We start from the raw sequence: 24,922 nt of genomic DNA, 5'->3' as shown, positions 1-24,922 counted from the left end.
GTCACCCCCGCTCGAGGAGGACCATCACCTCGTCGTGGCGGGTGTGCGGGAACATGTCGAACAGTCGCGCGGCCACCGGGCGCAGGCTCGGCATGAGCGCCAGGTCCCGGGCGAGCGTGGTGGCGTTGCACGAGGAGTACAGGACGTGGCCCGCGCCGGAGGACTCGAGCCAGGAGGCGAGCTCGTCCGACAGGCCGCGCCGGGGCGGGTTGACCACGACGAGGTCCGGCGCCCCCGCCGGCTCGGCCGCGAGCGCGTGCGTGGTGGCGTCCCCGGCCGCGAACGACAACCGGCCGGCCAAGCCGGCCCGGGACGCGGCCGCCCGCGCGCCGTCGACCGCGTCGGTCGAGGTCTCGATCCCGACGACGCGGCGCCCGCCGGAGTCTGCGGCGCCCTTGGCTCCGGGCCCCGCCCAGGCGGCACCCCCGGCCCCGGTGCCCGCCCCGGCGACGGCGAGCGCGAAGCCGCCGACCCCGCAGTACAGGTCCCAGGCCGTGCGTGCCCCGACCTCGTCCGCCCACGCCGCCGCCTGGTCGTACATCGCCGTGGCGATCGCGGTGTTCGTCTGGAAGAAGGAGCGCGGCGGCAGCTCGAGGTCGAGGTCGACCCGCTCGCCGCGCAGTCGCATCGGCAACGCCGTCCGCCCGGTGAGGACGATCTCCTCCTCGCCCTCGAGGAGCGCCACGTGCGTGGGCAGCAGGTTGACGGTGACCACCGCCAGGTCGCTCAGCTGCTCGAGCAGCCACGGCAGGTTCCGCCGCACCCGCCCCAGCTGGTCGCGGGAGCGCAGGACGAACCGGACCATGAGCTCGGCGTCGGGGGAGACGGTGACGAGCACGTGCTTGAGCTCCCCGCGCCGGCCCGGCACGTCGTAGGGGATGAGGCCGGCCCGGGTGACGAAGGCGGCCAGCATCGGCAGCGCCGCGGTGACCGGCCCCGGGTAGAGGTGGCAGCCGCGCAGGTCCACCCCGGCCCCGGCCGGGTCGAGGATCCCCAGGGTGGGTGCGGCGCTCGTCCCGGCCACCACCATCTTCGCCTTGTTCCGGAAGCCCTCCTCGGTGGAGAGCACCGGCGCCAGCCAGGCGCCGTCGGGCACGGTGGTGAGCAGCTCGCGGCGGTCGGCGACCTTGCCCGCGACCTGGTCCGCGTACGGTGTGCCCAGGAACGTGCACGACGCACAGCGTCCGTCGTCGAAGTACTCGCACCTCACCGAAGGAACGGTAGCCGCCGACGGCGCGCTGTTACCGTCGGCCGCAGACACCCCAGCGAAAAGGACCGTCCAGCGCATGCCCCGCAAGCTCGTCATCGTCGAGTCGCCCGCCAAGGCCCGGACCATCGGCGGGTACCTGGGCCCCGAGTTCGAGGTCGAGGCGTCCATCGGGCACGTGCGCGACCTCCCGCAGCCCTCCGAGCTCCCGGCGGACATGAAGAAGGGCCCCTACGGGAAGTTCGCCGTCGACGTCGACGGCGATTTCTCGCCCTACTACGTGGTCGACGCCGACAAGAAGAAGAAGGTGGCCGAGCTCCGGCGCAAGATGAAGGAGGCCGACGAGCTCTACCTCGCCACTGATGAGGACCGCGAGGGCGAGGCCATCGCCTGGCACCTGCACGAGGTCCTCAACCCGAAGATCCCTGTCTACCGGATGGTCTTCCACGAGATCACCAAGGACGCCATCTCCCGCGCGCTGGCCAACCCGCGGGAGATCGACGCCCCCCTCGTCGACGCCCAGGAGACCCGCCGCATCCTCGACCGCCTCGTCGGATACGAGGTCTCCCCGCTGCTGTGGCGCAAGGTCCGCTCCGGCCTCTCCGCCGGCCGCGTGCAGTCCGTGGCCACCCGCCTGGTCGTCGAGCGCGAGCGCGAGCGGATGGCCTTCCGCACCGCCTCGTACTGGTCGGTCACCGGCACCTACAGCGCCGCCGACGCCCCGGAGACCTTCGACGCGCGCCTCCTCGAGCTCGACGGCGCCCGGGTGGCCACCGGCCGCGACTTCGGCGACGACGGCGAGCTGACCGCGCGGGCGGCGGGCGTCGTCGTGCTCGACGAGACCCGTGCGCAGGCCGTGGCCGAGGCCCTGCGCGAGGCGACCACCGCCGTCGAGGGCGTGGAGACCAAGCCGTACCGGCGCCGCCCGGCCGCCCCGTTCACCACCTCCACCCTCCAGCAGGAGGCGTCGCGCAAGCTGCGCCTGGCTTCGCGGGAGACCATGCGCGTGGCGCAGGGCCTCTACGAGAACGGGTTCATCACCTACATGCGGACCGACTCGACCAACCTCTCCGCGGAGGCCGTCGGGGCGGCGCGGCGGCGCGCGACCGAGCTCTACGGGCCGGGGAGCATCCCGGACAAGCCGCGGCTGTACGCCGGCAAGGCCAAGGGCGCCCAGGAGGCGCACGAGGCGATCCGCCCCGCCGGTGACCAGATGCGCACGCCGGACGAGGTGGCGAGCCAGCTCGACCCGGCCGCGCGCCGCGTCTACGAGCTCATCTGGAAGCGCACCGTCGCCTCGCAGATGATCGACGCCACCGGCTCGACCGCGACCCTGCGCATCGCCGCCGACGTCACCGGCACCTCGGCCGGCGCCGAGCGCGCCCTGCTCACCGCATCGGGCACCGTCATCACCGAGCGCGGCTTCCTCGCCGCCTACGAGGAGGGTCGCGACGCCGAGCGGCACGGCGAGGGCGACGGCGAGACCCGCCTGCCCGACGTCGCGGCGGGCGACCTCCTCGAGGTCCACGGCGCGGAGGCCTCGGGCCACGAGACCTCCCCGCCGCCGCGCTACACCGAGGCCTCGCTCGTCAAGGCCCTCGAGGAGCGCGGCATCGGCCGCCCCTCCACCTATGCCGCCACCATCGGCGTCATCACCGACCGCGGCTACGTCACCCGCCGCGGGCAGGCTCTGGTGGCGAGCTGGCTCGCCTTCTCCGTGGTCCGGCTGCTCGAGGAGAACCTGCCCAGGCTGGTCGACTACGACTTCACCGCCGAGATGGAGGGCGACCTCGACAAGATCGCCTCCGGCGAGCTGGACCGCGTGGACTGGCTGACGCACTTCTACCGGGGCGGCGAGGGCCGGGAGGGGTTGCGTGCCCTCGTCGAGGGGCTCGGCGACATCGACGCCCGTGCCGTCAACTCGATCGACATCGGCGAGGGCATCACGGTGCGCGTGGGTCGCTACGGCCCCTACGTCGAAGAGGCCCCCGCCGCGGACGCCACGCCCGGCGCCGACGGGTCGGCCCCGGTGGGGCGCCGGGCCTCCATCCCCGACGACGTCGCCCCCGACGAGCTGACCGTCGCGAAGGCCAAGGAGCTGCTCGAGGCCCAGGCCGACGACGGGCGCGAGCTCGGCACCGACCCCGAGACCGGGCACGCGATCATCGCGAAGAACGGGCGCTTCGGCCCCTACGTCACCGAGGTGCTGCCCGAGCCCGAGCGCACCCCCTCGGGGCGGAAGAAGCCCGGCCAGCCCAAGCCCCGCACCGCCTCGCTGTTCAAGGACATGGACCTGTCCACCGTCGGCCTCGAGGACGCGCTCAAGCTCCTGTCCCTGCCCCGCGTGGTGGGCCAGGACCCCACCAGCGGTGAGGACATCACCGCGCAGAACGGCCGCTACGGCCCCTACCTCAAGAAGGGCAGCGACTCGCGCTCCCTGGAGACCGAGGACCAGATCTTCGGTATCACCCTCGAGCAGGCGCTCGAGCTCTACGCCCAGCCCAAGCGCCGGCGCGGTGCGACGGCCCGCCCGCCGCTCAAGGAGCTGGGCACCGACCCGGTCTCCGAGAAGCCGGTCGTGGTCAAGGACGGTCGCTTCGGTCCCTACGTCACCGACGGCACCACCAACGCCACCCTGCGCAAGGACGACCCCCTGGAGACGCTGACGAACGAGCGGGCCTACGAGCTGCTCGCCGAGAAGCGCGCCAAGGGACCGGCCAAGAAGCCGGCCGCGCGCAAGGCGCCCGCGAAGAGGACGACCGCGAGGAAGCCGGCGGCCAAGAAGCCGGCGGCGAAGCGCTCCACCACCAAGGGCTCGGACTGATCGGCCGACGGCGGGGGTCGGCCCGGTCCACGGCCGCCGGGTCCACGGCCGCCCCGTCCACAGGCACCCGCCCTCGGCAGGCGCCGTGGGCGGGCGTCGATACCCTGGACCGGTGACCACCCCACGCGCGCTGTTCGTGTCCCTCGAGGGTGGCGACGGCGCCGGCAAGTCCACGCAGCAGCGCATGCTCGTCGACTGGCTCACCGGCCTGGGCCGCGAGGTGGTGGCCACCCGGGAGCCGGGCGGTACCGAACTGGGCGCCGAGCTGCGCCGGCTCATCCTGCACGGCGAGCACGTCGACGCCCGCGCCGAGGCCCTGCTGTACGCCGCCGACCGCGCCCACCACGTCGCCACGGTCGTGCGCCCCGCGCTGGCCCGCGGCGCCGTCGTCGTCACCGACCGCTACACCGACTCCTCGGTCGCCTACCAGGGCGCCGCCCGCGACCTGGGCACCGACGAGGTGCGCGAGCTGTCCGCCTGGGCCACCGCCGGCCTGACCCCCGACCTCACCCTCCTGCTCGACATCGACCCCGCCGCGGCCGCCGCCCGCCGCACCGGGCGGGCCGACCGGCTCGAGGCCGCCGGGGACGACTTCCACGCCCGCGTGCGCGCGGAGTTCGCCCGGATCGCGGCCGCCGAGCCTGACCGGGTCCGCCTGGTCGACGCCGACGGCACCCCCGACCAGGTCCACGGGCGCGTCCGCGCGATCGTGGCACCCCTGCTCGACGCCGATGCTGCCGCCGGCGCGGAGGCTGCGGCCGGCACGCACGCCGACGCCGGGACCGATGCCGACGCGGGCACCGATGTCGGTACCGGTACCGACGCGAGAGGGCCCGGTGCCGCATGAGCGTCTGGGACAGCCTCGTCGGCCAGGACCAGGTGGTGGCGACCCTCGCCGCGGCCGCCCGCGCCGCCCGCGCCGGGGAGGACGGCCAGGCCGCCGCCATGACCCACGCCTGGCTCGTCACCGGACCGCCCGGCTCCGGCCGCTCGGTGGCCGCCCGCGCCTTCGCCGCCGCCCTGCTGTGCACCGCCGAGGGCGAGCCTGGCTGCGGGACCTGCACCGGCTGCACGACGGCGCTGTCCGGCGCGCACGCCGACGTCACCGTCCTGGCCACCGAGAAGGTGACCATCTCGATCGACGAGGTCCGCGACCTCGTCACCCTCGCCCAGCGCGCCCCCGGCTCCGGCGCGTGGCGCGTGGTCATCGTCGAGGACGCCGACCGGATGGTCGAGCGCACGTCGAACCTGCTGCTCAAGTCGATCGAGGAGCCACCGGCACGCACCGTGTGGCTGCTGTGCGCGCCGAGCCCGCGCGACGTCGTCACCACCATCCGCTCGCGCTGCCGCTCGATCGACCTGCGCATCCCCGACCCGCGTGCCGTCGCCGAGCTGCTCGCGCGACGCGACGGCGTCGATCCCGAGCTCGCCCTCGAGGCCGCGCACGCCGCCCAGTCCCACGTGGGGCTCGCCCGGCGCCTGGCCCTGCACCCCGACGCGCGGGAGCGCCGTCGCGAGCTGCTGGCGGTCCCGCTCGGGCTGCGCTCGGTGGGCGACGCGGTGCTGGCCGCCGCCCGGCTCGTCGAGATCGCCGCCGAGGACGCCGCCGCGCGCAGCGAGGACCGCAACGCCGCCGAGCGGGCCGAGCTCATGCGCACGCTCGGCGCCGAGGAGGGCGGCCGCCTCCCGCCGGCCCTGCGCGCCCAGGTGCGCCAGCTCGAGGAGGAGCAGAAGCGGCGCACCACCCGCGCCCAGCGCGACGTCCTCGACGGCTCCCTCCTGGTCCTCATGTCGCTCTACCGCGACGTCCTGCTGCGCCAGCTCGGCTCCGACGTCCAGCTCGTCAACACCGCCGCGGCGGACACCGTCGATCGGCTCGCCGCAGGGTCGACCGCCGAGGCCACGCTGCGGCGCATGGACGCGGTGGCGACGGCCCGCACGCGCCTCACGCTCAACGTGCCCCCGCTGCTGGCCACCGAGGCGCTCATGGTCGAGCTGTGGTCGGGCACCGACCTGGCGCGACTCTGACCAGCGAACCACCAGGTGACGGGGAGGGCTCCCCGGCCGTCCGGTACCGACGGCGGACCGTGCGTGCCTTATTTTGGTGAGCATGCCGAGGCTGACCAGACTCCTGCCCACCGTCGCCGCAGCGGCGCTCGTCCTCGCCGCGTGCAGCGGCGACGGGACGCCCCCCGACGACCCCGAGACGGGCAGTGAGGCCGGCACCGACGGTGCGGGCGCCGAGGGCTCGGGCGAGATGCCCCCGGCCCCGGACGGCCTCGAGGAGTACTACGAGCAGGACGTCGAGTGGAGCGACTGCGACGACGGCTTCGAGTGCGCGGACATCGAGGTGCCCCTCGACTATGACGACCCCGAGGGGGAGTCGATCGACCTGGCCCTCAAGCGGCTGCCCGCGAGCGAGGGGGAGCCGGTCGGGTCGATGCTCATCAACCCCGGCGGCCCCGGCGGCTCCGGCGTGGAGTTCGTCGAGTACGCCACCTCCTCGATCTCCCCGGAGGTCACCGCCGTCTACGACGTCGTCGGTTTCGACCCCCGCGGCGTGCAGAACTCCGCCCAGATCGACTGCGTCGACGACGCCGAGCTCGACCGCATCCTGTCCACCGACTACCCCGAGACCGACGAGGGCGACGCGGCCTGGGACGCCGACGCCCAGCTCATCGGCGACGGCTGCGAGGCGCAGTCCGGCGAGCTGGCCGGGAACGTCGACACCGAGTCCGCCGCCCGTGACATGGACGTCGTGCGGGCCGCGCTCGGCGAGACGGAACTCGACTACCTCGGCTACTCCTACGGCACCTTCCTCGGCTCGACCTACGCCGACCTGTTCCCCGAGAACGTCGGCCAGATGGTCCTCGACGGCGCGCTGGACCCGACCTCGGAGAGCTTCGACGTCACCCTCGGCCAGGCCGGCGGCTTCGAGGGCGCGCTGCGCGCCTACATCGAGGACTGCCAGTCGGGGCCGCTGTGCCCCCTGACCGGTAGCGTCGACGACGGCGCCGACCAGATCGTCGAGCTGCTGGAGTCCGCCGAGGCCAACCCGCTGTCCACCGGCGACGACGACCGACCGCTGACCCAGTCGCTCGCCTTCACCGGCATCATCACCCCGATGTACGACGAGGCCAGCTGGCCCGCGCTGACCGCCGCGCTCCAGGAGGCCATCAACGCCGGCAGCGGGGCGACCCTCCTGCAGTTCGCCGACCTGTACAACGTGCGCAACTCCGACGGCACCTTCGCCGACAACTCCACCGAGGCCAACTGGGCGATCAACTGCCTCGACTACCCGGCCCGCGAGCTGAGCGAGGAGGAGCTCGCCGACCAGCTCGAGCAGCTCGAGGAGGTCGCCCCCTCCTTCGGGCAGTTCTTCGGCGGCAGCAACGACCACCTGTGCCTCAACTTCCCCTACCAGTCCGAGCGGGAGCCCGGACCGGTCTCGGCGAGCGGCTCCGGCCCGATCGTCGTCATCGGCACCACCGGCGACCCGGCCACCCCCTACGAGTGGGCCGAGGGTCTGGCCTCCCAGCTCGAGGAGGGCGTCCTGGTGACCTACGAGGGCGAGGGGCACACCGCCTACGGCCGCTCCAACGACTGCGTCCAGGACGCCGTCGACGCCTACTTCCTCGAGGGCACCGCGCCCGAGGACGAGCTCACCTGCTGACCGGTGGGAGGCCGGCCCCGCGGCAGCCGGCCCCCACCACCTCGCGCACCGGCGCCCCCGCCCGAACCGGGCGGGGGCGCCGCGCGGTGTGACGTATGGCGCGTCCGTCCGGGTCGTCCGAGCGTGAGGGTGGCCGCTAGCATGGACGGCGCTGCCCGCGGGCGGCAGGCCGCCTTAGCTCAGTCGGCAGAGCGATTCACTCGTAATGAATAGGTCGGGAGTTCGATTCTCCCAGGCGGCTCCACCGGCGTCCATCGATGACGCCGAGACCATGCGCGCGGCCCGTGGCCGCGCCCCTCGCCCCGGATATCCCCCCGTCGGGGCCGAGGGCTATCCTGGAGCGGTGATGGACTACGTGATCGCCCTCGTGCCGCCGGTCGGCCTGCTGATCGCGCTGGTCGTCATCCTTCGGGCGGTGCTCGGCGCGGACCGTTCCGAACGTGCGGCCGAGAAGGCATTCCGCGAGGCGCACCCCGATCTCGATCTTGCGCCCCTGCCCCCCTCGCGGTCCTCGGTGGCCGGTGCGCATCAGGCCGCCGCGCAGGACCGGCCCGCGCAGGGTGAGCCCGACGACGAGGCACCCGCGGCGCAGGACGCCACGCCCCAGGACGCGGCGGCGCAGCACGCCGGGGCGTCCGAGGCCCGGCGCCCCGCGGCGACGGACCGCGAGTAAACCACCGACAATTCAGGGCGACATTCGCGCACCCCGCGCGGGCATCCACTCGCCCACCGCGCGAGAATCCGTCGTCGATCTCGCCTATTCAGATGCCGACGGATGGTGCCCGGCGTGCGATTCCTCACGCAAATGGTCGATAAATATGGCCGACCACCCGAATCGGGATGACATCGGCGCGCATATCGTTCTATTGTTCTTTCAGCCGATGAACATCTTCAGTCGTCGGTCACACACGACCGGGGAGGGTCATTCATGGTTCGACAGACGATCACCAAGCTCATCGACGATCTCGACGGTTCTCCCGCCGACTCCACCGTCACCTTCGCGCTGGACGGCGAGCGTTTCGAGATCGACCTCTCGGACGCCAACGCGGCGAAGTTCCGCGAGGCCCTGGCCCCGTGGATCGCGGGCGCTCGTCCGGTGCGCGGCACCCGTGGGAAGGGCACCGCGCGCTCGTCGTCGGCGCCCCGCCGCTCGCGCACGAGCAGCTCCGAGGCCCAGGCCATCCGCGAGTGGGCCCGGGAGAACAACATCGAGGTCAGCGACCGCGGTCGCATCAAGGCCGAGATCGTGGAGCAGTACAACAACCGCTGACCGGCCACGGCCACGGATACGGCGACGGGCCCGCCGGACCCACCGGGTCCGCGGGCCGTCGCACGTCCGCCGTCGGGCTCGCGGACCGGCGTCGCCCCCGCGGCGACGAGGTGGAAGGATGAACCCATGAGCTACCGACTTGTGCTGCTCCGTCACGGCGAGAGCGAATGGAACGCGAAGAACCTCTTCACCGGATGGGTCGACGTCCCGCTCTCGGACAAGGGCGTCGAGGAGGCCCGCCGCGGCGGCACCCTGCTGACCGACGCGGGCGTGCGCCCCGACGTCCTGCACACCTCGCTGCTGCGGCGCGCGATCTCCACCGCCAACCTCGCCCTCGACGCCGCGGACCTGCACTGGATCCCGGTCAGGCGGCACTGGCGCCTCAACGAGCGCCATTACGGCGCGCTCCAGGGGAAGAACAAGAAGGAGATCCGCGACGAGTACGGCGAGGAGCAGTTCATGCAGTGGCGTCGCTCCTACGACGTCCCGCCGCCGCCGATCGAGGCCGGCTCCGAGTTCAGCCAGGACGCCGACCCGCGCTACGCCGGTGAGCCCATCCCGGCCGCGGAGTGCCTCAAGGACGTCCTCGAGCGGGCCCTGCCCTACTGGGACGGCGAGATCGTGCCGGACCTGCGTGCCGGGAAGACCGTCCTGGTCGCCGCGCACGGCAACTCCCTGCGGGCCATCATCAAGCACCTCGACGGCATCGACGACGAGACCATCTCCGGCCTCAACGTGCCCACCGGCATCCCGCTGCTCTACGAGCTCGACGAGGACCTGCGCCCGCTGACCCCGGGCGGGACCTACCTCGACCCCGACGCCGCCGCCGCGGCGATCGAGGTGGTCGCCAACCAGGGCCGCTAGGACCCAGGCGCACGACGACGACGGCGCCCGCCCACCGTGAGGTGGGCGGGCGCCGTCGTCGTCAGCGGGTCCGGGCGCCGGTCAGGCGTCGCCGGGGTCGGTCGACGGGTCCGCGCCGAGGCTCTCGGTGTCGGTGGTGCCGGTGACCAGGTAGTTGATCCGCTGGGCGGCCGAGACGCCGTGGTCCCCGAAACGCTCGAGGTAGCGGCCCAGGAGGATGATGTCGACGATCTCCTGGCGGCTGAGGTCGATCGAGTCGTCGAGGACGGTCTCGAAGGTGCGCAGGTGGAGGGCGTCGAGGATGTTGTCCTTCTCCTCCAGCTCGCGGGCCTTGTCGAGGTCCGCGCCGCGGATGAGCTCGACGACGTCCTCGGCGACCCGGACGGCCTCGTCGGCCATCTCCACCAGCAGGTCGTGCGCGGACCCGCCGACCACCTGGTCGGGGAAGCGGCCGCGGGCGACGAAGGCGACGTGCTGGGCGAGGTCGCCCATGCGCTCGATGGTGCCCGACAGGCGCAGGGCCGAGATGATCTGGCGCAGGTCGCGCGAGACCGGGGCCTGCAGGGCGAGCAGCGCGATGCCCTGCTCGTTGAGCTGACGGTCGAGCTCGTCGATCCGGTCGTCGGCGTCGATCACCTGCTCGGCCAGCTGGAGGTTGGCCGTCCGCAGGGCCTCCGCGGCCTTGGTCATCGCCTGGCAGCTCGCCTCGGCGAGCCGCACCAGGTTGTCCTGGAGCTGCTCCAGGTCGTGGGTGAAGATCTTGCGCATGTCGCCTCCGACGCATCCGGGTAGGCGGCCGTCTCGCGGCCGCACGGTCCAAGGGTAGCCAAGACGTCCCCGGTGAACTCCCGGTGGACGTGCGGTGGCGGGCCGGGGACGGGGCGGCGCTCGGTGGGTGAACCGCTCCCGCTCGGCTTAACCTCGGGGAGTGCAGGACACCTGGCAGCTGCTCGTCGTCGCCGTGCTCGGGCTCCTCGTGGGGCTCGGAGCAGGCCTGGTGCTGCGCGCCTCCGACCGCGAGCGCGCCGCCGAGCTCGACGCCCCCGGCAGCCCCGCAGGCCTGGAGGACGACGTCATCTCCGTCCTCACGGTCCTTCCGCAGTCGATCGTGGTCCTCGACGCGGACGACGACGTCGTGCGCGCGTCGTCGGCCGCCTACGGCTTCGGGCTCGTGCGCCACGACCGGCTCGCCCACGCACCCCTGGCGGAGATGGTGGCCCGGCTGCGGCGCGACGGGCAGATCCGCGACGTCGAGCTCGCGCTGCCGCGCGGCCCGGTCGCCGGCGCCGGGACCGTCCACCTCCAGGTCCGCGTCGCCGCCCTCAAGGACGGCCGGGTGCTGCTGCTGGCCGAGGACCGCACGAGCGCGCGCCGCGTGGAGGACATGCGCCGTGACTTCGTCGCCAACGTCTCCCACGAGCTCAAGACCCCGGTCGGCGCCCTGTCCCTGCTCGCGGAGACGGTCGAGGACGTCGCCGACGAGCCGGACTCCGTGCGGCACTTCGCCACCAAGATGCAGACCGAGTCGCAGCGGCTGGCCGAGCTCGTCCAGGACATCATCGACCTCTCCCGGCTCCAGGAGCCCGACGCGCTGGTGGACCCCACCGTCGTCGAGGTCGACGAGGTCGTCACCGAGGCCGTGGACCGCGTGCGGGTCGAGGCCGACGCCCGCGAGGTCACCATCCGGTCCGGGGGGACGAAGGGCCTGCGCCTCTACGGGGACCAGGCCATGCTCACCACCGCGGTGCGCAACCTGCTCGACAACGCGGTGCGCTACTCGCCGGCGGGCTCGACGGCCTCCGTCGGGGTCTCGCACGCGGGCGGCCTCATCCGGGTCGCCGTCGTCGACCAGGGGCCGGGCATCCCGGCCGACGCCCGCGACCGGGTCTTCGAGCGCTTCTTCCGCGGCGACCTGGCCCGCTCGCGGGAGACCGGCGGCTCGGGCCTGGGTCTGAGCATCGTCAAGCACGTCGCCGCCGACCACGGCGGACGCGCGGAGCTGTGGTCCACCGAGGGCCGCGGCTCGACCTTCACACTCGTCCTTCCCGAGGCCCAGGAGCCGGGAGCGACACCGACACCCACCTCAGGGGCCGACGCCGAGAGCGCCGAGCCCCGACACGTGACAGCGAACGAGGAGAGCTGAATGACGAAGATCCTGCTGGTCGAGGACGAGCAGACCTACCGCGAGACCCTGACGTTCAAGCTCGAGCGGGACGGGTTTACCGTGGAGGCGGTCGGCGACGGGGCCGAGGCCGTGGCGGCCTTCGACCGGCACGGCGCCGACCTCGTCCTGCTCGACCTCATGCTCCCGGGCCTGTCCGGCACCGAGGTCTGCCGCCAGCTGCGCCAGCGCTCGCAGGTCCCCGTCATCATGCTCACGGCCAAGGACTCGGAGATCGACAAGGTGGTGGGGCTCGAGCTCGGCGCGGACGACTACGTCACCAAGCCCTACTCCTACCGCGAGCTCGTCGCCCGGGTGCGCGCCGTCCTGCGCCGCGGCACCCCGGTCGAGGCGGGGGAGAGCTCGGTGCTGTCCGTGGGCCGCGTCCGGATGGACGTCGACCGGCACGAGATCTCCGTGGACGGTGAGTCGGTGGCCATGCCGCTGCGGGAGTTCGAGCTGCTCGAGCTCTTCCTGCGCAACCCCGACCGGGTGCTCACCCGCGGTCAGCTCATCGACCGGATCTGGGGCCCGAACTACCACGGCGACACCAAGACGCTCGACGTCCACGTCAAGCGCGTGCGCGGCAAGATCGAGGTGGACCCGGCCAACCCGCAGATGCTGCACACCGTGCGGGGGCTGGGCTACAAGCTGGTCACGGACGCGGACTGACCGCGTCGCCGGCGGGGCCCGCACCGCGGGCACCCGCCGCGGTCAGGAGGCGGACTCCGAGCCGGACTCCGGCGAGGGGGCCTGCTCGAGGAACTCGGCGTACTCCTCGAGCGTGCCGTCGAGGACGGGGATCTCGCGCACGTCGGCGAAGCCGTCGGGACCCTGGACCGCGGTCGCCAGCGTCGAGCCCGGGGCGGCCTCGACCGACGCGATGGTCACGTTGGCCTCGTGCAGGGCGATGTTGTCCATAGCCGGGACCTCGAACGGGGTGGGCGCACCGGTCTCGCCCACGTCGAGCAGCACGGTGGCCGGCTCGCCGGTGTTGTTGACGATGGTGCCGACGACGTGCCCGACCTCGCCCTCGGCCTCCGTCAGCACGAGGAGGTTCTCCACCGCGACGTCGTCGGCGACCTGGATGCGGGTGCCGTCCGAGGGGGCGTAGGCGTTGAGAGTGGTCACGTCGGCGGCCAGCATGCACGACGAGAGCATGGCGGCGGACACGAGGACGACTCCCGCGCGTGCCGTGCGCTGGTGGGCGGACATGATCGTGCTCCTTCGTCGCCGAGGTGGGATCTGTCGCCGAGGGTACTAGACCTGCGGGGACGGGCGGTCGCACCGCCCGGGACCCGGTGCGCGGGCCCGCCACGAGGCGCGGAATCACGCCGTTTCAGCGTGGTAGAATGGTTCGTCGCCAAGCCTGAGGGAGCACTTCACACATGACGTTCGCAGTGGGCGAGACCGTGGTCTACCCGCATCACGGGGCCGCCCTCATCGAGGACATCACGATCCGGAAGATCAAGGGCGAGGAGAAGACGTACCTCCACCTCCGGGTCGCCCAGGGCGACCTGAGCATCCAGGTCCCGGCGGAGAACGTCGACCTGGTCGGCGTCCGTGACGTCGTCGGCGAGGAGGGGCTCGAGCGTGTGCTCGAGGTCCTGCGCTCCCCCCACACCGAGGAGCCGACCAACTGGTCGCGCCGCTACAAGGCCAACGTCGAGAAGATCGCGTCGGGCGACATCAACAAGGTCGCCGAGGTCGTGCGCGACCTCTCCCGCCGGGACACCGACCGTGGCCTGTCCGCCGGCGAGAAGCGGATGCTGGCCAAAGCGCGCCAGATCCTCGCCTCCGAGCTGGCGCTGGCCAAGGACGTCTCCGAGGAGGAGGCCGAGCGCCTGCTCGACGAGGTCCTCGAGGTCGGGGCCGTCGCCGCGGCCGAGGCGGCTGCCGCCGAGTCCGCCGACGTCCCCGCCTCCTGACCGACCGCCCGGGGACGGTCGTGCACCGCGTCCACTGCGTGCTCGTCGCGGCCGGCTCCGGCACCCGCCTGGGCGCCCGCGGGCCCAAGGCCCTCGTCGAGCTCGGCGGAGAGCCTCTGCTCGCGCACGCCCTGCGCGGCCTGGCCCGCTCCGGCGTCGTGGACAGCGTCGTCGTCGTGGCGCCGGCCGACCGCATCGGCGAGGTCGAGGCGCTCGCCGGCGGCGTCCTCACCGCCGAGGGGCATCCGGGGACGTTCGCCGTCGCCCCGGGCGGCGCCACCCGCCAGGCCTCGGTCGTGGCTGGGCTGGACGCGTTAGAGGCCCTGGCGACGCCGGCGGGGCAGGACGTCGTCCTCGTGCACGACGCCGCCCGCTGCCTGACCCCGCCCGCCCAGGTCCGCGACGTCGTGGCGGCCGTCCGTGCCGGGCACGGCGCCGTCGTGCCCGCCCTGCCGGTGACCGACACCCTCAAGCGGGTCTCCGCCCCCCTGGCCGACGGCGTCGAGCCGGTGCTGGCCACCGTGGAGCGCGCCGAGCTGCGCGGGGTCCAGACCCCGCAGGGCTTCACCGCCGAGGTGCTGCGTGCCGCGCACGAGCAGGGCGCGCACCGCGCGTGCGACGAGGCGCTGGCCGCCTCCGACGACGCCGGGCTCGTCGAGGCCCTGGGCGGCACCGTCGTGCTCGTGCCGGGCAGCACCGCCGCCCTGAAGATCACCACCGCCTGGGACCTGCGGGTCGCCGGGCTCGTCCTCGCCGACGGCGCGCACCGGTAGGTTCGCGGTCATGGAGCTGCCCCGCACCGGCATCGGCACCGACGTGCACGCGGTCTCGGCCGACCCGGCGCGCCCGATGATGCTGGCCTGCCTGCACTGGCCCGGCGTCGTCGGCCTCGAGGGCCACTCCGACGCCGACGTCGCCGCCCACGCGGCCTGCGACGCGGTCCTGTCCGCGGCGCGGATGGCGGACCTGGGCACCCAGATCGGCACCTCCGACCCGCGGTGGAAGGGTGCCTCGGGTGCCGAGCTGCTCGCCGAGATGGGCGCCCGGGTGCGCGCCGCCGGCTGGACGATCGGCAACGTCGCGGTGCAGGTCGTGGGGAACAGCCCGCGGCTCGGCCCCCGCCGGGGCGAGGCGGAGGAGGCGATGAGCTCGGCCCTCGGGGCGCCCGTGTCGCTGTCGGCCACCACGAGCGACGGCCTCGGGCTCACCGGGCGCGGCGAGGGCGTCGCCGCGCTCGCCACCGCGCTGGTGGCCCGCCACCCCTGACGGGCCCCGGCCGCCCCGGGCCCCCTCGGGCCCGTCCGGTCGGCGAGGTCCTCCTCAGGCCGTGGCGCGTGCCCGGTCGGGGGTGACGTCGTCGGAGCGCACCGGCAGCAGCAGCGCGAGTCCCGCGGCCAGGACGAGGACGATGCCGAGGATCCCCCAGTACTGGGAGGCGTTGCCGGACAGGCCGGTCACCGCCTCGCCCGTGTCCAGGGCGAGGGCGAACATCGCCGGCGCGAGGAAGGACACCGCCCGCCCGGTGGTGGCGTAGAGCCCGAACACCTCGCCGTCCTTGCCGGCCGGGATGAGCCGCGCGAGGAACGTGCGGGAGGCCGACTGGGCCGGTCCCACGAAGATGCACAGGGTCAGGCCCAGGCCCCAGAACAGCCCCGCCCCGAGGTCGTGGAGGAAGAAGATCCCCAGACCGGCGATGACCATGCACACCAGGGACAGCACGATGACGGGCTTGGGGCCCACCCGGTCGTCGAGCAGGCCGAAGGTGATCGTCGCCAGGCCGGCGACGACGTTCGCTGCCACGGCGAAGATGATGACCTCGCCCGCGCTGAACCCGAAGGTCCCGGCGGCGATGATGCCGCCGAAGGTGAACACCCCGGCCAGGCCGTCGCGGAAGACCGCCGAGGCGGCGAGGAACTGCACCGTGCGACGGTCGGTGCGCCACAGGGCCGCCACCGTGCGGAAGAGGCGCCGGTAGGACTCGAGCACCGACTCCCGGGGCTTGTCCTGGGCGCCGTCCGTGCGCTCGCGCAGGCGGCGGGCCTGCCGCAGCGACCCGACGACGAGCGGGGCGGAGAAGATCGCGGTCCAGGCGGCGGCGATGAGCGTGGTCACCCGCACGTCCATGCCGTCCTCGCTGGTCACGCCGAACAGCCCGACGTCGGGGTTGATGAGCCCGAAGTAGACCACCAGCAGCAGGACGATCCCGCCGACGTAGCCCATGCCCCACCCGAACCCGGAGATCCGGCCGACCGTGCGCGGGGTGGAGATGTCGTTGAGCATGGCGTTGTAGCTGACCCCGGCCAGCTCGGAGGCCACGTTGCCCACGGCGAGCAGGACGAGGCCGAGCCAGAGCCACTGCTCCTCGAAGGTGCCGTCCGGCCGCTGCGCGGGCTGGACGAGGAAGAGCAGCGCGGTGACCACGGCGATCACCCCGGTGTACAGGGCGAGGTTGAGGGCGCGGTTGCCCGAGCGGTCCGCCCGCTGCCCGGTCACCGGGGCGATGAGGGCGACGACGACGCCCGCCACCGCCAGGACGACGGCCAGCGTGCCGTCCGCCCCCTCCCCGAACAGGTCCTCGTTGGTGAGGTAGACGGTGAAGACGAAGGTGGTGATGACGGCGTTGAAGGCGGCCGAGGCCCAGTCCCACATCGCCCAGGCCAGGACCGTGCCGCCGGAGGACATCCGCCGCGCCTCGGCGCGGGCGACCTCGTCGGCGGTGGTCGGGGCGAGCTCGTCCTGCGCGCCCGGCGGGCCGTACTGCGACACGGCGTCGGGGCCGTAGGCCGGCACGGGGGCGCGGTCGGGACCGGGGGAGTCGGGGGAGTGGGGGTGGGTCACCCGCGCAACCTAGCCCCACCGGGTGTCTGCGAGGTGACTTTGGCCCCGGGCGCCCGCGGTGCACGGGCGCCGGGCCCGCTCCTCGTTAGTCTGGACCGGTGAGCCTGCACCTGCACGACAGCGCCTCCCGCCGGGAGGTCCCCCTCGACCCGGTCGTCCCGGGACGGGTGGGCATCTACCTGTGCGGCGCCACCGTCCAGGGCGCCCCGCACATCGGGCACCTGCGCTCGGCGATCGCGTTCGACGTGCTCGTGCGCTGGCTGCGCCGCTCGGGGCTCGACGTCACCCTCGTGCGCAACGTCACCGACATCGACGACAAGATCCTCGTCAAGTCCGGGGAGGCGGGCGTGCCCTGGTGGGCGTGGGCCTACCGCTACGAGCGCGAGTTCACCGCGGCCTACCAGGCCCTGGGGGTCCTGCCGCCCACCTACGAGCCGCGCGCCACCGGGCACGTCACCGAGATGGTCGCCCTCATGGCGCGCCTCGAGGAGCGCGGGCACGCGTACGCCGGCGACAGCGGCAACGTCTACTTCTCGGTGCGCTCCTTCCCCGACTACGGGTCGCTGACCAACCAGCGCGCCGGCAGCACCGGCGTCGACGAGGCCGACGCCGCCCCGGACAAGCGTGACCCGCTGGACTTCGCCCTGTGGAAGGCACCGCGACCGGGGGAGCCCGCCTCGGCCGCCTGGGACACCCCCTACGGTCGCGGCCGGCCGGGCTGGCACCTCGAGTGCTCGACGATGGCCCACCGCTACCTCGGCGAGGAGTTCGACATCCACGGCGGCGGGATCGACCTGCGCTTCCCGCACCACGAGAACGAGCAGGCCCAGTCCCGGGCCGCCGGCTACGGGTTCGCGCGGATCTGGATGCACAACGCGTGGGTGGTCGTGGCCGGCGAGAAGATGGGCAAGTCCCTGGGCAACGCGCTCACCGTCTCCGAGGTCCTGCGCCGCTCCGAGGCGCCGGTCGTGCGCCTCGCGCTGGCCTCGGTCCACTACCGGGGCGCGGTGGAGTTCTCCGACGTCTCCCTCGCCGAGGCCGCCGCCCAGTGGGAGCGCATCACCTCCTTCGTCGTGCGCAGCGTGGAGGTCGCCGGCGAGGCCGGGGCCGAGGAGCTGGCCGCCGACGCCGCCCTGCCCGCGGCCTTCACCGCGGCGATGGACGACGACCTCGGTGTGTCCGCCGCGCTCGCGCACGTCCACGCCGAGCTGCGCGCGGGCAACACCGCGCTCGCCGAGGGGGAGGCGGACCGGGCCCGCACCGCGCAGGTCCGCGTGCGGGCGATGCTCGACGTGCTCGGGCTCGACCCCCTCGCCGAGCCCTGGCGCACGGGCACCCTCGGGTCGGCGGGGACCGGCGGCGGCGACCGCCTCCGCGCGGCGCTCGCCGCGCTCGTCGAGGGGGCGCTCGAGGAGCGCTCCGCGGCGCGTGCGGACAAGGACTGGGCGCGCGCGGACGCCGTGCGCGACCGGCTCGCCTCGGCCGGGATCTCGGTCGAGGACGGCGCGGGCGGGGCCCGCTGGCACGTGACGGGAGGCGGATGATGGCGGGCAACTCCCAACGTCGTGGCGCCGTACGGAAGTCCGGTTCGAAGAAGGCACCGACCAAGGGGTCCGGCGGCCAGCGCCGCCAGGGTCTCGAGGGGCGCGGCCCGACGCCGAGGGCCGAGGACCGCAGCTACCACCCGGCCGCGAAGCGCGCCGAGTCCAACCGACGCCGGGCCGGCACCGACCCGCGGGCGCAGGCCGCGCTCGCGGCCGACCGGGCCGCGCGGCTGCGCAACCGCCTGGGCATCCCCGCCGACTCCGAGCTCGTCGTCGGCCGCAACCCCGTGGCTGAGGCCGTGCGGGCCGGGGTCACCATGTCCCACGTGCTCATCTCCGGGGCGGCCGCCTCCGACGACCGGCTCGCCGAGCTCGTGCGCACCGCCACCGCGCTCGGCGCCCCCCTCGTGGAGACCACCCGGGTGGACCTCGACCTCCTCACCGACGGCGGGACCCACCAGGGCGTGGCGATCGCCGTCGAGCCCTACCGCTACCTCGAGCTGCCCGACCTGCTCGAGCGGGCCGCGCGCCGCGGGCACCCGCCCCTGGTCGTCGCCCTCGACTCGGTCACCGACCCGCACAACCTCGGTGCCGTGCTGCGCTCGGCGGGTGCCTTCGGCGCCGACGGCGTGCTGCTGCCCGAGCGCCGCTCGGCCGGCGTGAGCTCGACGGTGTGGAAGGTCTCGGCCGGTGCCGCCGCCCGCGTCCCCGTCGCCCGCGAGACCAACCTGACCCGCGCGCTCGGCGAGGCGAAGAAGGCGGGCTGCTTCGTCGTCGGGCTCGACGGCGAGGGCACCGTCTCGATCCGGGACCTCGACCTGGCCACCGAGCCGCTCGTGCTCGTCACCGGCTCGGAGGGCAAGGGGCTCTCCCGCCTCGTGCGCGAGACCTGCGACGTCGTCGCGTCGATCCCGATCGAGGCCGACGTCGAGTCGCTCAACGCCGCCGTGGCCACCGGCATCGCCCTGTACGAGGTCTCCCGGCGTCGCGACGAGGCTGCGGCGCCCGCCCCGGGGGACGCCACGGAGGAGGACCCGCGATGAGCGAGCGCACCGACCCGCGCCCCGCGTCCACGGACGAGTACCTCGACCGGGCCGCCGAGGCCCTGCTGGCCGGCGACGGGCTCGTGCTCGACGAGCGCGACCCCGAGATCCCCCTGGCCGTGCGCGACCTGTGGGGCTTCTACCGCGCGATCGCCGTCGAGCGCCCCTGGGTGCTGCGCGGGCTGGTCGCCCTCGAGGGCGTCACGGCGCTCGCCCTGCTGCGCCGGCCAGGGACGCTCGCCCGCCTCGCCGGCGTCGTGCTGGCCACCGACGTGGTCGGTGAGCTCCTCGTCCAGGCCTACGCGCGTCGGCACACCGACGACGCCGGCCGGCTCGTCCTGCCGCCCCGTCCCGCGGGCTCGCCGGCGGACTGACCCGGGACCGACCCGCCCCCGGGCCGAGCCGCCTCCGGGCGGATGCGCCTCCGGGCGGACGCGGCCGCGGGCCGGGCCCCTCAGCCCGGCAGCGTCTCGCGCGGGTCGAGCAGGCGCCGCTCGTCGCGACGATGGGTGAGGACGTTCTCGATGTAGGACTGCACCGCCTCGTCGGTGGGCACGTCGCGGCCCTGCGCCTGCGACATGTACCAGCGGTGCTCGAGGATCTCGTGGAACAGCTCGGCCGGCTCGAGCTTGCGGCGCAGGTCCCGCGGCACCGCCCGCACGGTGGGCTCGAAGACCTCGCCGAGCCAGTCGTGGGCGACGACGGTGATGTCGTCCCCGGTGCCGCCGCGGGTGGCCCGGAACTGCTCGAGGTCGTTGAGCATGCGTCGGCCCTGGTTCTCCTGCACGTCCAGGCCGGTGAGCCGCATGACCTGGCGGTGGAAGTGCCCCGCGTCGACGACCTTGGGCTGGATGGACACCGTCGTGCCGGACACGTCGGTGCGGATGTCGATCTCGTCGACGTCGTAGCCGAGCTCGTTGAGCCGGTTCATCCGCTGCTCGACCCGCCACAGCTCGCCGGCGCTGAAGCTCTCCCGGCGGGTGAGCTCGGCCCACAGCGACTCGTAGCGCGAGACGATCTGGTCGCCGACGGCGATGGTGTCGATGTCCTCCGGCGCGATCTCGCCGGCCTGGAGGTCCATGAGCTCGCCGATGATGTTCGTCCGCGCGAGGTCGAGGTCGTAGGACCGCTTGGCGTCGGACAGCGGCGGGTGCAGCTCGCCGGTCTCTGCGTCGACGAGGTAGGCGGCGAAGGCGCCGGCGTCCCGGCGGAACAGCGTGTTCGACAGGGAGACGTCCCCCCAGAAGAAGCCCAGCAGGTGCAGGCGCACGAGCAGCACGGCCAGGGCGTCGATGAGCCGCCCGATGGTCTCCGGGCGCATGTGCTGGCTGAACAGGGCGCGGTACGGCAGCGCGTACTCCAGGTGGCGGGTGACCAGGGCGGAGTTCAGCGGCTCGCCCTCGGGGGAGGTGCGGCCGGTGACCACCGCGAGCGGCTCGACGGCCGGTGCGTCGAGCCGCCCGAGCGTGCGCAGCACCTCGTACTCGCGGTAGGCGACCGTCTCGCCGATCTCCTTGACCGCGACCAGCCCGGACGTGGTGCGCACGAAGCGCACCACGTGCCGGGACAGGCCGCGGGGCAGGGCCGCCAGGACGTCGTCGGGCCAGTCCTCCAGGGGGGTGTCCCAGGGCAGCGCGATGAGCCCGGCGTCCACGACGGACGCCGTGATCTGGCGCTCCTGTGCCACCCGGCTCCCTTCGCGCCGGCTCAGTCGGGCAGTCGCTCGCCCGTGCTGGGCGAGAAGGCGTGCTGCTCGTCGGGGCGGATGGCGACGTGGATGACCGACCCCTTCTCGGGCACGTCGCGCGGGTCGATGCGGATGACGACCTGGTCGGGGTCCTCGCCCGAGCCGATCCCGGCCGCCGCCTCGCGCCCGACGAGCTCGCCGTAGATGAAGGCGTCGGAGCCGAGCTCCTCGACGAGGTTGACCGTCACGCCCAGCGCACCCTCGGACTCCGCGCCGACCCGCTCGACGGATTCGGGACGGAAGCCGATCGTCACCGTGGAGGCCCCTTCCTCGCGCAGGGCGGCGGCGGCCGCCGGGCGCAGCGGGATGGTGGCCGCGCCGAGCGTGGCCCGCTCGCCGTCGAGGGTGAACTCGCCGATGTTCATCGCGGGCGAGCCGATGAAGCCGGCGACGAAGACGTTGGCCGGCCGGTCGTACATCTCCCGCGGGGTGCCCACCTGCTGCAGGAGGCCCTGGTTGAGCACCGCGATGCGGTCGCCCATGGTCAGCGCCTCGGTCTGGTCGTGCGTGACGTAGACGGTGGTCACGCCCAGGCGGCGCTGCAGCGAGGCGATCTGCGTGCGGGTCTGCACGCGCAGCTTGGCGTCGAGGTTGGACAGCGGCTCGTCCATGAGGAAGACCCGCGGCTGGCGCACGATCGCCCGGCCCATGGCCACGCGCTGGCGCTGACCGCCGGACAGGGCCTTGGGCTTGCGTTCGAGGTAGTCGGTGAGGTCGAGGATCTTGGCGGCCTCGGCCACCCGCGACTCGATCTCGGACTTCGGCGTGCCGGCGATCTTCAGGGCGAAGCCCATGTTGTCGGCCACGCTCATGTGCGGGTAGAGGGCGTAGTTCTGGAACACCATCGCGATGTCCCGGTCCTTGGGCTGGACATCGGTCACGTCCCGGTCCCCGATGAGGATGCGGCCGGCGTTGACGTCCTCCAGGCCGGCGAGCATGCGCAGCGAGGTGGACTTGCCGCAGCCGGAGGGGCCGACGAGGACGAGGAACTCGCCGTCGGCGATCTCGAGGTCGAGCGCGTCGACCGCGGGCCGCTCCGAGCCCGGGTAGACGCGCGTGGCCTTGTCGAAAGTCACTGAAGCCATGGTGGATGAATCCCTTCACCGGCAGGTACGTGCCGGACGATCCGTCGTGAAGAGTGCGGGTGTGTCTTCCCCGACACGCGCGGACGGCACGTCGCCGGGCCGCAGGATCATCATGGCACGGGGGTGCCCCGCGCGGGCGCACGGATCCTGCCCGTCCGGTCTGCGGTCAGACCCAGTCGCGCGGTCGGTCGCCGTCGTCCGCCAGGTCGCCGTCGCGCAGCTCGGCCAGGCGCTGGAGGACCGCGGCGGCCTCGTCGGGGTCGGCGACCCGGAAGCGGGCCGCGGTGGTCCCGTCGCCCACCTTGACGGCGACGTCGTCATCTCCGAGGACGGCGAAGGCGTCCTCGTCGGTGCGGTCGTCGCCGGCGTACAGGACCGCGTCGGCCCCGGTCTCGGCGCGCAGGTCGAGGACGCCGTCGCCCTTGGTCACCGTGAGCACGGCCATCTCGACGACGTCGTGGCCCGAGATGACCCGCACCCCGGGCAGCCCGGCCGGGCCGGTGAGCAGCGCGGTGGTGGCGCGCCGGGCCTGGTCCTCGGGCAGGCCGCGGGTGTGCAGGGTGACCGAGGCGGGCTTGACCTCCATCCGGGTGCCGGGGTGGTCGGCGAGGACCTGCTCGGTGCCGCTGCGCACCGCCTCGTGCAGCGCCGTCAGGTCCTCGTCGAGGTCGACGGGCTCGGCCGCGAGCCGTGCTGACCCGTCGGCGTCGACGGCGATCCGGCCGCGCTCGGCGCCGTGCGAGGCCACCACCAGCGTGCCGTCGGGCAGGTCGGCCAGGGAGGCGAGCGTGGCGGCGTCGCGCCCGGAGACGATCGCGACCTGCACGCCGGGGGCGCGGGTGAGCCGGTCGATCGCCAGGACCGAGCCCTCGGTCATCCGCGAGGTGGCCGGGTCGTCGACCAGCGGGGCGAGGACGCCGTCGAAGTCGAGGGCGACGAGGATACCCGGCCGTGCGGCGAAGGTCCGCAGCGCCTCCTCGAGACCGGCGTCGAGGTGGGACATGAACAGGGGGGAGTCGATGCCCGGGCCCGGCACCCCCGGGTCGTCCGTGCGCTGCGCGTCGGTCATGACTCCTCCTGCTGGTCGGCGTGCTCTGCGGGGTCGGCCGGCGGGTCCTCGACGAGTCCGCGGGGGGTGGCCATCGCGAGGTAGCCGAGGAAGTCGTCGGCCCAGCGCTGGACGTCGTGGGTCATCACGCGCCGACGCATCGAGCGCATCCGGCGCCTGCCCTCCCGGGAGTTGACGTGGGTGGCCTGGACGATGGCGGCCTTGAGGCCGTCGATGTCGTGCGGGTTGACGAGGAAGGCCTGCGGCATCTCGTCGGCCGCGCCGGTGAACTCCGAGAGCACCAGCGCCCCGCCGAGGTCCTCCCGGGCGGCGACGTACTCCTTGGCCACGAGGTTCATGCCGTCGCGCAGGGAGGTCACCAGGGCGACGTCGGCGGCGAGGAACAGCGCCGCCATCTCCTCCTTGGGGAAGGACTGGTGCAGGTAGCTGATGGGGGCCGAGCCGAGGTCGCCGTGGTCGCCGTTGATCCGGCCCACCGCGATCTCCACGTCGTCGCGCAGCACCTGGTACTGCTCGACCCTCTCCCGCGACGGCGAGGCGACCTGGACGAGGACCGTCTCGTCCGCACGCAGCAGCCCGTCGGCGACGAGCTCGCCGTAGGCCTTGATGCGGTGGAGGATCCCCTTGGTGTAGTCGAGCCGGTCCACGCCCAGGAGCACCGTGCGCGGGTCGCCGAGCTCCTTGCGGATCTGCTGGGCACGCTCGCGCACCTCCGGCCGGGCCGCCGTCGCGGCGAAGCCCTCGGAGTCGATGGAGATGGGGAAGGCGCGGGCCCGCACCGAGCGCTCCTCGGGCAGCAGGCTGCTCGGCCGCACCCGCACCTGGTCGCCGCGGGTGGGGTGGTCGGTGAGGCGGCGCACGGCGCGCAGGAAGTTCCCGGCGTCGGACTCGCGCTGGAAGCCGACGACGTCGGCGCCCAGCAGCCCGTCGACGACCTGCCGGCGCCAGGGCAGCTGGGTGAACAGCTCGACCGGCGGAAAGGGGATGTGGTTGAAGAAGCCGATCCGCACGTCGGGGCGACGCGAGCGGATGAGCGACGGCACGAGCTGGAGCTGGTAGTCGTGCACCCACACCGTGCCGCCGCGCGCGACCGTCCCCACGGCGGCGTCGGCGAAGCGCTGGTTGACGCGGCGGTAGGCGTCCCACCACTCGCGGTGGTACTCGGGCTGGACGATGACGTCGTGGTAGAGCGGCCACAGCGTCCCGTTGGACATGCCCTCGTAGAAGCGCTCCACCTCCTGGGCGCGCAGCGGCACCGGTACGAGGTGCATGCCCTCGGCGTCGAAGGGGGCCGGCGTCTCGTCCTCCTCGGCCGCGGCGCCGGTCCACCCGATCCAGGCGCCGTCGACGGACTGCATGATCGGGGCCAGGGCGGTCACCAGCCCGCCGGGGGAGCGGCGCCAGGTCCGGCTCCCGTCGGGTCCGTCGACGGCGTCGACCGCGAGCCGGTTGGCCACGACGACGAGGTCGTAGCCGTCCCCGGCCGTGTCGAGGTCCTGCCGATCCTGGTCCTGCTGCTCCTCGGGACTGGTGGTCGTCATCGTTCCTCCTCTGGCGCGCACCGCGCCCCTCCACCGTAGGCCCACGCCACGGGCGGTGCACCCGAGGGCGTGCGCTCCCCGCGGGTGGGCGCCGCCCGGAGGTGGGGACCGCGCGCAGGTGGGCCCCG

General features: G+C 73.8%; 23 protein-coding genes and 1 tRNA gene. 16 read left to right on the top strand and 8 right to left on the bottom strand.

What is annotated here, in order from left to right:
• Position 1: 1 nt before the first annotated feature.
• Positions 2 to 1,210, bottom strand: coding sequence for a methyltransferase domain-containing protein (locus tag AC3D3D_RS07380; protein ID WP_463662748.1), 1,209 nt, complete (start codon positions 1,208 to 1,210; stop codon positions 2 to 4).
• Positions 1,211 to 1,286: 76 nt separating this feature from the next.
• Between AC3D3D_RS07380 and topA the strand changes: the two genes are divergently transcribed.
• The 8 genes from topA (at position 1,287) to AC3D3D_RS07340 (ending at position 9,838) form a co-directional block, all read left to right on the top strand.
• Positions 1,287 to 4,031, top strand: coding sequence for a type I DNA topoisomerase (gene topA / locus AC3D3D_RS07375; protein WP_463662749.1), 2,745 nt, complete (start codon positions 1,287 to 1,289; stop codon positions 4,029 to 4,031).
• Positions 4,032 to 4,143: 112 nt separating this feature from the next.
• Positions 4,144 to 4,878, top strand: coding sequence for a dTMP kinase (gene tmk, locus AC3D3D_RS07370; protein WP_463662750.1), 735 nt, complete (start codon positions 4,144 to 4,146; stop codon positions 4,876 to 4,878).
• Positions 4,875 to 6,059, top strand: a complete 1,185-nt coding sequence (locus AC3D3D_RS07365) for a DNA polymerase III subunit delta' (RefSeq protein ID WP_463662751.1) — start codon at positions 4,875 to 4,877, stop codon at positions 6,057 to 6,059. The genes tmk and AC3D3D_RS07365 overlap by 4 nt, the downstream gene beginning before the upstream one ends.
• An 82-nt stretch (positions 6,060 to 6,141) precedes the next feature.
• Positions 6,142 to 7,704: an alpha/beta hydrolase gene (locus tag AC3D3D_RS07360; RefSeq protein ID WP_463662752.1), complete on the top strand. Its 1,563-nt coding sequence runs from the start codon at positions 6,142 to 6,144 to the stop codon at positions 7,702 to 7,704.
• 168 nt (positions 7,705 to 7,872) lie between these two features.
• Positions 7,873 to 7,948, top strand: a tRNA-Thr gene (locus AC3D3D_RS07355).
• Positions 7,949 to 8,047: 99 nt separating this feature from the next.
• Positions 8,048 to 8,377 carry a hypothetical protein gene (locus AC3D3D_RS07350; protein ID WP_463662753.1) on the top strand — a complete coding sequence of 110 codons (330 nt, stop codon included), beginning with the start codon at positions 8,048 to 8,050 and terminating at the stop codon, positions 8,375 to 8,377.
• A 255-nt stretch (positions 8,378 to 8,632) separates the two neighbouring features.
• Entirely contained in the window at positions 8,633 to 8,974 is a 342-nt protein-coding gene (locus AC3D3D_RS07345) for a histone-like nucleoid-structuring protein Lsr2 (protein ID WP_463662754.1), read from the top strand.
• A 126-nt stretch (positions 8,975 to 9,100) separates the two neighbouring features.
• Positions 9,101 to 9,838: a phosphoglyceromutase gene (locus AC3D3D_RS07340; protein WP_463662755.1), complete on the top strand. Its 738-nt coding sequence runs from the start codon at positions 9,101 to 9,103 to the stop codon at positions 9,836 to 9,838.
• Between the two features lie 81 nt (positions 9,839 to 9,919).
• On the opposite strand, the gene phoU is transcribed toward AC3D3D_RS07340, so the two are convergent.
• Entirely contained in the window at positions 9,920 to 10,606 is a 687-nt protein-coding gene (gene phoU, locus AC3D3D_RS07335; protein WP_463662756.1) for a phosphate signaling complex protein PhoU, read from the bottom strand.
• 160 nt (positions 10,607 to 10,766) lie between these two features.
• Between phoU and AC3D3D_RS07330 the strand changes: the two genes are divergently transcribed.
• Both AC3D3D_RS07330 and AC3D3D_RS07325 read left to right on the top strand, forming a co-directional pair.
• Positions 10,767 to 11,981, top strand: coding sequence for a sensor histidine kinase (locus tag AC3D3D_RS07330; protein ID WP_463662757.1), 1,215 nt, complete (start codon positions 10,767 to 10,769; stop codon positions 11,979 to 11,981).
• The gene (locus AC3D3D_RS07325) at positions 11,982 to 12,671 is read left to right on the top strand and encodes a response regulator (protein ID WP_463662758.1); all 690 of its coding nucleotides are present in this window, start codon (positions 11,982 to 11,984) and stop codon (positions 12,669 to 12,671) included.
• Positions 12,672 to 12,713: 42 nt separating this feature from the next.
• Here the strand turns inward: AC3D3D_RS07325 and AC3D3D_RS07320 are convergent, their stop codons facing one another.
• Positions 12,714 to 13,214 (bottom strand): hypothetical protein, encoded by a 501-nt coding sequence (locus tag AC3D3D_RS07320; RefSeq protein WP_463662759.1) that lies wholly within the window; start codon positions 13,212 to 13,214, stop codon positions 12,714 to 12,716.
• Between the two features lie 173 nt (positions 13,215 to 13,387).
• On the opposite strand from AC3D3D_RS07320, the gene AC3D3D_RS07315 reads away from it, so the two are divergent.
• From AC3D3D_RS07315 to ispF, 3 genes are read left to right on the top strand one after another with little or no spacing between them, the layout of a single operon-like run.
• The gene (locus AC3D3D_RS07315; protein WP_463662760.1) at positions 13,388 to 13,927 is read left to right on the top strand and encodes a CarD family transcriptional regulator; all 540 of its coding nucleotides are present in this window, start codon (positions 13,388 to 13,390) and stop codon (positions 13,925 to 13,927) included.
• A 20-nt stretch (positions 13,928 to 13,947) separates the two neighbouring features.
• On the top strand, positions 13,948 to 14,700 hold the full coding sequence (ispD, locus tag AC3D3D_RS07310; protein ID WP_463662761.1) for a 2-C-methyl-D-erythritol 4-phosphate cytidylyltransferase: 753 nt from the start codon (positions 13,948 to 13,950) through the stop codon (positions 14,698 to 14,700).
• A gap of 10 nt (positions 14,701 to 14,710) precedes the next feature.
• On the top strand, positions 14,711 to 15,193 hold the full coding sequence (gene ispF / locus AC3D3D_RS07305) for a 2-C-methyl-D-erythritol 2,4-cyclodiphosphate synthase (RefSeq protein ID WP_463662762.1): 483 nt from the start codon (positions 14,711 to 14,713) through the stop codon (positions 15,191 to 15,193).
• Between the two features lie 54 nt (positions 15,194 to 15,247).
• On the opposite strand, the gene AC3D3D_RS07300 is transcribed toward ispF, so the two are convergent.
• Positions 15,248 to 16,609 (bottom strand): MFS transporter, encoded by a 1,362-nt coding sequence (locus AC3D3D_RS07300; protein ID WP_463662790.1) that lies wholly within the window; start codon positions 16,607 to 16,609, stop codon positions 15,248 to 15,250.
• 254 nt (positions 16,610 to 16,863) lie between these two features.
• Between AC3D3D_RS07300 and cysS the strand changes: the two genes are divergently transcribed.
• Genes cysS through AC3D3D_RS07285 form a run of 3 tightly spaced genes read left to right on the top strand, consistent with a single transcriptional unit; the run spans position 16,864 to position 19,726 of the window.
• Positions 16,864 to 18,309, top strand: a complete 1,446-nt coding sequence (cysS, locus tag AC3D3D_RS07295; protein ID WP_463662763.1) for a cysteine--tRNA ligase — start codon at positions 16,864 to 16,866, stop codon at positions 18,307 to 18,309.
• Positions 18,309 to 19,352 carry a 23S rRNA (guanosine(2251)-2'-O)-methyltransferase RlmB gene (gene rlmB / locus AC3D3D_RS07290; protein ID WP_463662764.1) on the top strand — a complete coding sequence of 348 codons (1,044 nt, stop codon included), beginning with the start codon at positions 18,309 to 18,311 and terminating at the stop codon, positions 19,350 to 19,352. The genes cysS and rlmB overlap by 1 nt, the downstream gene beginning before the upstream one ends.
• A complete protein-coding gene (locus tag AC3D3D_RS07285; RefSeq protein WP_463662765.1) occupies positions 19,349 to 19,726 on the top strand; it encodes a hypothetical protein in 378 nt (125 codons plus the stop codon). Before rlmB ends, AC3D3D_RS07285 begins: the two co-directional genes overlap by 4 nt.
• 80 nt (positions 19,727 to 19,806) lie before the next feature.
• Here AC3D3D_RS07285 and AC3D3D_RS07280 read toward each other — a convergent pair whose 3' ends face one another.
• From AC3D3D_RS07280 to AC3D3D_RS07265, 4 genes are all read right to left on the bottom strand, one after another.
• The gene (locus tag AC3D3D_RS07280) at positions 19,807 to 21,039 is read right to left on the bottom strand and encodes a DUF4032 domain-containing protein (RefSeq protein ID WP_463662766.1); all 1,233 of its coding nucleotides are present in this window, start codon (positions 21,037 to 21,039) and stop codon (positions 19,807 to 19,809) included.
• A gap of 20 nt (positions 21,040 to 21,059) precedes the next feature.
• Entirely contained in the window at positions 21,060 to 22,184 is a 1,125-nt protein-coding gene (locus AC3D3D_RS07275) for an ABC transporter ATP-binding protein (protein WP_463662767.1), read from the bottom strand.
• A gap of 166 nt (positions 22,185 to 22,350) precedes the next feature.
• A complete protein-coding gene (gene otsB / locus AC3D3D_RS07270; RefSeq protein ID WP_463662768.1) occupies positions 22,351 to 23,253 on the bottom strand; it encodes a trehalose-phosphatase in 903 nt (300 codons plus the stop codon).
• On the bottom strand, positions 23,250 to 24,794 hold the full coding sequence (locus AC3D3D_RS07265) for an alpha,alpha-trehalose-phosphate synthase (UDP-forming) (protein ID WP_463662769.1): 1,545 nt from the start codon (positions 24,792 to 24,794) through the stop codon (positions 23,250 to 23,252). Before AC3D3D_RS07265 ends, otsB begins: the two co-directional genes overlap by 4 nt.
• Positions 24,795 to 24,922: the final 128 nt, after the last annotated feature.

It is taken from the genome of Georgenia sp. X1117 (genome assembly GCF_057784635.1).
The sequence above is the reverse complement of the archived record's forward strand: the minus strand, read 5'-3'. Positions and strand labels throughout refer to the sequence as shown.